This window comes from uncultured Thiodictyon sp. (assembly GCA_903837595.1).
Classification (GTDB): Bacteria; Pseudomonadota; Gammaproteobacteria; order Chromatiales; family Chromatiaceae; genus Thiodictyon.
Map to the genome: position 1 here is coordinate 1 of CAILVI010000302.1, position 5,065 is coordinate 5,065.

Annotated in this window: 6 protein-coding genes and 1 pseudogene; 2 read left to right on the forward strand and 5 right to left on the reverse strand. The window is 63.6% G+C overall.

Features of this window, described 5'->3' with window-relative positions; all coding sequences use genetic code 11:
- Positions 1 to 327 (forward strand): annotated as a pseudogene (locus QZY44_RS35820) (hypothetical protein); the annotation flags it as partial.
- Between the two features lie 22 nt (positions 328 to 349).
- Here QZY44_RS35820 and QZY44_RS16600 read toward each other — a convergent pair.
- From QZY44_RS16600 to QZY44_RS16615, 4 genes are all read right to left on the reverse strand, one after another.
- Positions 350 to 1,822, reverse strand: a complete 1,473-nt coding sequence (locus QZY44_RS16600; protein WP_295448482.1) for a transposase — start codon at positions 1,820 to 1,822, stop codon at positions 350 to 352.
- Positions 1,823 to 2,724: 902 nt separating this feature from the next.
- Positions 2,725 to 2,979, reverse strand: coding sequence for a hypothetical protein (locus QZY44_RS16605; RefSeq protein WP_295448484.1), 255 nt, complete (start codon positions 2,977 to 2,979; stop codon positions 2,725 to 2,727).
- The gene (locus tag QZY44_RS16610; RefSeq protein ID WP_295448486.1) at positions 2,976 to 3,452 is read right to left on the reverse strand and encodes an amidohydrolase family protein; all 477 of its coding nucleotides are present in this window, start codon (positions 3,450 to 3,452) and stop codon (positions 2,976 to 2,978) included. Before QZY44_RS16610 ends, QZY44_RS16605 begins: the two co-directional genes overlap by 4 nt.
- Complete coding sequence (locus QZY44_RS16615; RefSeq protein WP_295448489.1) at positions 3,446 to 3,814, reverse strand: amidohydrolase family protein; 369 nt, start codon at positions 3,812 to 3,814, stop codon at positions 3,446 to 3,448. Before QZY44_RS16615 ends, QZY44_RS16610 begins: the two co-directional genes overlap by 7 nt.
- Here QZY44_RS16615 and QZY44_RS16620 point away from each other — a divergent pair.
- Complete coding sequence (locus QZY44_RS16620; RefSeq protein WP_295448492.1) at positions 3,813 to 4,055, forward strand: hypothetical protein; 243 nt, start codon at positions 3,813 to 3,815, stop codon at positions 4,053 to 4,055. The genes QZY44_RS16615 and QZY44_RS16620 overlap by 2 nt on opposite strands.
- A gap of 137 nt (positions 4,056 to 4,192) precedes the next feature.
- On the opposite strand, the gene QZY44_RS16625 is transcribed toward QZY44_RS16620, so the two are convergent.
- Positions 4,193 to 4,384, reverse strand: coding sequence for a hypothetical protein (locus tag QZY44_RS16625; protein ID WP_295448494.1), 192 nt, complete (start codon positions 4,382 to 4,384; stop codon positions 4,193 to 4,195).
- Between the last annotated feature and the right edge of the window lie 681 nt (positions 4,385 to 5,065).

Sequence of the window (5,065 nt, forward strand, 5' to 3'; positions counted from 1 at the left end):
CAGGGGCAGCGCTTCTGGGTGGAACGCACCTTCCAAGATGGTAAGAGCCACGCCGGACTGGATCACTACCAGGCGCGTGGCTGGCGGGCTTGGCATCACCACATGGCCTTGGTCATGATGGCGATGCTGTTCATGCTGGAGCCGTTTGCGCTGCGACGTTTTTCTTGGGTGCCGCAAGGTTGCGCCGGGATCAGGCGGACCCGAAGCGCAGCCGTGGTGTGGCGGACGCGGCCGACCGCGGGTCGCTGCGGCTCCCAGTTGAGAAGGGTTCTCAACAACTCTTTCCCGCGGACAACCACGCCCGCAGGCAACGCGCGGGAGGCCTGACGCGACGCGGCGGACCGTGCGGTTACCCGGTCGCGGGGATGGGCTGAACCAGCGAGCGCATCTGCCCGAGGCGTCCGTCTTTGACGTGTCCTAGGGCCATGGCCATCATGACCGCCAGCGCCAAACCGACCCGGGTCTGCATTTTTGCCAAGCCGCGGATGAAATGCCGCTCGAAGCCGAAGCTGTGGTCGATGCGGTTATTGATTCGCTCCAGGGCGCTGCGCCGATTATAACCGCGGTGCCAACTGGGGCTGCCATGCGGGGTCGGCACGAAGATGCGTCGATCATGGTCATCAAGGCTGATCCGCACGATCCGTCCATACTCCCCGGGCGTGACCCCGCCGGCCTGGTGGCAGCGTTCACGCCCCTGGCACTCCAGTCCATAGGCGGCGGCCGGGCAGCGGTATTTGAGTGCATTGCGATCGGCCTCGAAGCCTTGGAAGGCCAAGTCGCGTTGTTCGCCGGTCTGCGGGCAAATGCAATGGACGCTGCCCTTTTCGGTATGGACGATGGTGTCCACGCGCTCGGGAAAGAGCGGGCGCGTGATCGGCTTCGCTGGATCGTAATCGGGGTGTTGCTTTTCTTCCCGCCACAGTTCGCGGGTATCGATCAGGGGGCGGATGCCGTAGGTTTCCCACAGCAGGGTCTTGGTCTCGGTACTGTCCAGGCCGCGATCAGCGCTGAAGTCACGGCAGCGCTCAGCCAATTCGGGCGTCTCGGCGAAGATCTCCTTGAGCATGACGCGCAGTTGGATCTGCTCGGCATGGGAGGCCGGGGTCAGGTGCATCGCCACGGGGATTTCGTAGTGGGTGTCGGCGATCAGGTGGACACCGTAGCCGAACCAACTTTTGATCTTTTTCCAGGGTTTGCCGCTGGCGTCAACGCCGCTGGTCTCGTGCTTGCCCCAATCGGCATCGGGATCGGAGGTCGCCCCGGTGGTGCGACTCACCCGCCCGGTGCTGTGGCTGTCGATGGCCTTGCCGTCGTAGCCCAGGTGGCACCCGAACGCCGGCAGGACCTCCATCAGTTGCTCACGCAGCGTCGTGATCATCTGCGTCACCATCCCCAGCGTCTGTTCGATCACGTTGGCGAGAAAACGCGAGAAATTCCAACTCCCGGGCACCGCGGCGCGGGCGGCTTCCGGCGCCGCATAGGCGATGGTCATCCGCCCCGTGTCGGCGTCCGGTACCACGTGCGCCGGGGGTTTCTTCTGGAGCGGCAACACCGCGAAGCCGCAGGCTTCCCGCAATGCCGGGTTACGCCCGAGTTCGCGAATCAGCGCCTCGATCGAGGGGTGCTGGAACACCACCCCGGCCAGCACCGCGTTCCACATCGCCGCCACCGGATAGTCATCGCGTCCCGCGCCGCGCATGACCTCCAGGTATTGCACCAACCGGGCGTCTGGGAGATGATCGCGCACCAGATAGAAGCGATCCAGATCGCTACGCCCCTCAACCGCGCGCCAGTCAACTAAGCTCAGTTCAATGGCCGCCATGGGGTCCTCCTGCAAAGGATCGTCTCGACAACGATATGATCCCGTGGCGGCCACCCTTTTGTATACCCCAGCCGGCTTTTGATCAGGATTCCGGCCGGTTTTCGGCCAACCTCCGTCGCGCCCGGCGATCGGGCCGCGTCGGCGACATCGGCGCGACCTCCGGCCGCGACGGCTGACGCGAGAACCGGTGGACCGCGAGATGATCAGCCCCCTGGGGTGGATTTTCCCTCTCCGCCCGACGCTGCCAACGTAAGCCACTGATGGTCCGTTCTGCGTTGGGGTAAACGAAAGTGTTCCCTACTCAGGCAGCCTTACCATTCCGCGGCTTACCGACACCGCTACCGGCTCTTCTAGACAGGCTCTCAATGTTCGCAAACGACTGCGATGGACACAGGTAAGTGGACAAGGGGCCTGACTGAATATATCGTCTCTGGAGTTCGCAGCTATAGTCATAGCTGCCGCTCCGGAAAACGGTCACAAGGCAGTTGAGGCAGGATGGGAATTCTACTTCACGGGTGGCTAAATCCGGGGAAAAGTACGTCATGCCATATGCTGAGGGCCGCCGGAGCGCTTGGTGCCTACATGGGCGACAGCCCCCTAATCACTTTTATTTGGCGGGGCAGGAACGGTGATCGCTTATGGCTGCGCCAGCTTTACATAACCATTAGGGCTACGGCCCCCACAGCAACGTGGCCGCTAATGTTCTTTATGTTAAGTCGTAGGGGTCCGAGCGGTATGCGTTCATGACCGCGGCGGATTTACATAAGCAGCGAACTGGGAAGCTGAGTTGAACGGACGCTGAGGGCCATAAGGCGTCGTCCGAGGACGGTGGTACAGGGGGGCTGCGATGTCGTCGCCCTCCACCAATACCGCCCGTCGCTCGCGTCGGTCGGGCGAACAGTTCACTGCAGCGTGCTCTTGTAGATCGCCCCGTCTTTCATGATCACCACGAAAGTCTTTCCGGGGTCCAGCAGCAGATCGAGCTTCGCGAGCGAGTCGCCGTCGACCAGCAGGAGGTCGGCGAGCGCGCCTTCCTCCACCACACCCAGCCGACCCGGATAGGGGTTGCGCGGACCGGAGAGCGCGAGCAGCTGCGCGTTGTCGTGGGTCACCAGCTTGAGGGCCTGGGCGGGCGTCATCCACTGCGTCAGCTTCACGATGTCGGCGGTCTGATTCGGGTTGTTGGCGGGCGCGAACAGGAAGTCGGTCCCCAGGCGAGCTTGACGCCGTATTGGATGGCCCACTTGAAGGCGTTGTCGGCGCCCACGACCACTTGGTGCTTCTTCTCACGGGTGCCGGGCGGGGCCGTCGGTGGCGCCTCGCCGAGCGCCTGCAGGCTGAGCCACACGTCCTTCTCGGCGAGCAGCTTGACGGTGTCCTCGTCGAGGAACTGGCCGTGGTCGATGCACTTGACACCGGCCTCCACGGCACGCCGCACCGCCTTGGGGGTGTAGGCGTGGACGGCGACGTAGGTGCCCCAGTCGTCGGCCGCCTCGACCGCCGCCTTCATCTCGTCGAGTGTGTACTGCGCGACGTCGAGCGGATCGTACGCCGAGGCGGCCCCGCCGCCCGCCATGACTTTGATCTGGGTCGCACCGGCGAGCAGGTTCTCGCGCGTGGCGGTCAGCACCTCGTCGCGCCCATCGGCGATGAAGGCCCCACCGAGCAGTTCGCCACGGGAGATCTCGCCCGAAGACGGTGCGCGCGTTCCTGAGGGAGGCGAAAATCGCCGTGACCGGAGGTCTCCGAGATCATGGCCCCGCTTGGGTAGATGCGCGGGCCCGGCAGTTCGCCCCGGTCGATCGCCGGCCGCGCCGCGAGCATCGGCCCCCCGAGGTCACGCACGGTCGTGAAGCCGCGCAGCAGCATCTGCTTCGCCTCCTCGGTCGCCCGCGCCTGCAACACCTCGACCGCCATCGTCGGGTCGAGCAGCTCCGGCTGGGAGCTGGCGCTGAACAGGACGTGCACATGGTTGTCGATGAGGCTCGGCATGAGCGTGCGTCCGCCACCGGTGGATTCGGGTCACCGCGGTGCCCGGCGGGTCCGCAATGGGTGCGGTCGAGATCGACGCGATGACGTTGCCCACCACGAGGACATTCGAGGGTGCCGTGAGCCGGTCGGCGGTACCGTTGAAGATGCGCACGTTCTCGAACAGGACCGCGGCGGGCTGCACACCCTGCGCCTACGCGAGCGCAGTGGCGGCGTACAGCAAGCTGCCGAGCGCGGCGGCTAGACTTCTGGAACTCAGACTCATTTCTTTTCCGCTGCTCGTGTTCGGTGCGCGCCGAGGCCGCTAGCGGCCGCGCATGCCTTGGCAATTCCTGGACAGCCCCTGGAGTCTCCCCATAATGATATTTGGCGCACATAAACTTACTTCATCCCGAATAGGGTCACGTCTGCCTTGCCGTTCAGCCACCCCTTGGTGTCGTACCAGAAGTCAATCTTGCGGATGCTGCGTCTGCCGACGCCCTTGAGGTCGATCACGCGGCTCTCGCCGCCCTTGGGGATATTCTGGCGCACCTCAATGCGGTCCGGGGCGCCATTGTCGTAAGTGACAATCATGCGCTGCATGTTCAGGGGTGCGTCGGTGACCTTAGAATTTGATTCGGCGGAAATTATCGAATGGACCCGGCACGCGGATGGTATCGTGGTCCGCGGTATGATTGGCGTGCGTGGTCCCGATCCGGCGCCAGTCGCCGAGGCCGCCCCTTGGTGGATTCCCGAGCTGCCCAGCATGGGCGGGGACGACCGAGGTGATTGCCGTCGCTAGCGCGGTCGCCGCCCGTCTCCGTATGAATTTTTTCATCGTTGTCTCTGTTCCTCATCATTGGGCAGGATTGACGTTTATCATGAGTTCCGATTGATGCCGTTTCAGTACCCAGCGTATCATGCACGGCTAGCTTTCCGTCTCTGCTGTTTCGGCTCGAACTGCGCCAAGGAACGGTTCATTAACAAGTTACTCATGTTAGCTCAGGGGATTTATGTATAGCGGCTGCTACGCAGTTGAAAAACCGCGGTCTTCCTGCGACCATGGGCGCCGGATATTTGGATACCCGTCGCTACCATGAACGAGTTTGCCGGTTACGAGGCCGCCCACGAGGAGACGATGCGCGTGTAGTGTGTCGGTCGTTGCCGGAGGACCATCGCCGCCGCTACGCCGCGCTGGAGGCCTTGAAGATTGGCTTGGGCGGTGTGGCGTATGTCGCCCGGGTATTGGGGATGAGCCGGCGCACACGCTATACC

Coding starts and splice junctions, on each gene's coding strand:
- QZY44_RS16600 (WP_295448482.1), bottom strand. CDS start 1,822: ATGGCGGCCATTGAACTGAGCTTAGTTGACTGGCGCGCGGTTGAGGGG.
- QZY44_RS16620 (WP_295448492.1), top strand. CDS start 3,813: ATGAGCGTGCGTCCGCCACCGGTGGATTCGGGTCACCGCGGTGCCCGG.
- QZY44_RS16615 (WP_295448489.1), bottom strand. CDS start 3,814: ATGCCGAGCCTCATCGACAACCATGTGCACGTCCTGTTCAGCGCCAGC.
- QZY44_RS16625 (WP_295448494.1), bottom strand. CDS start 4,384: ATGATTGTCACTTACGACAATGGCGCCCCGGACCGCATTGAGGTGCGC.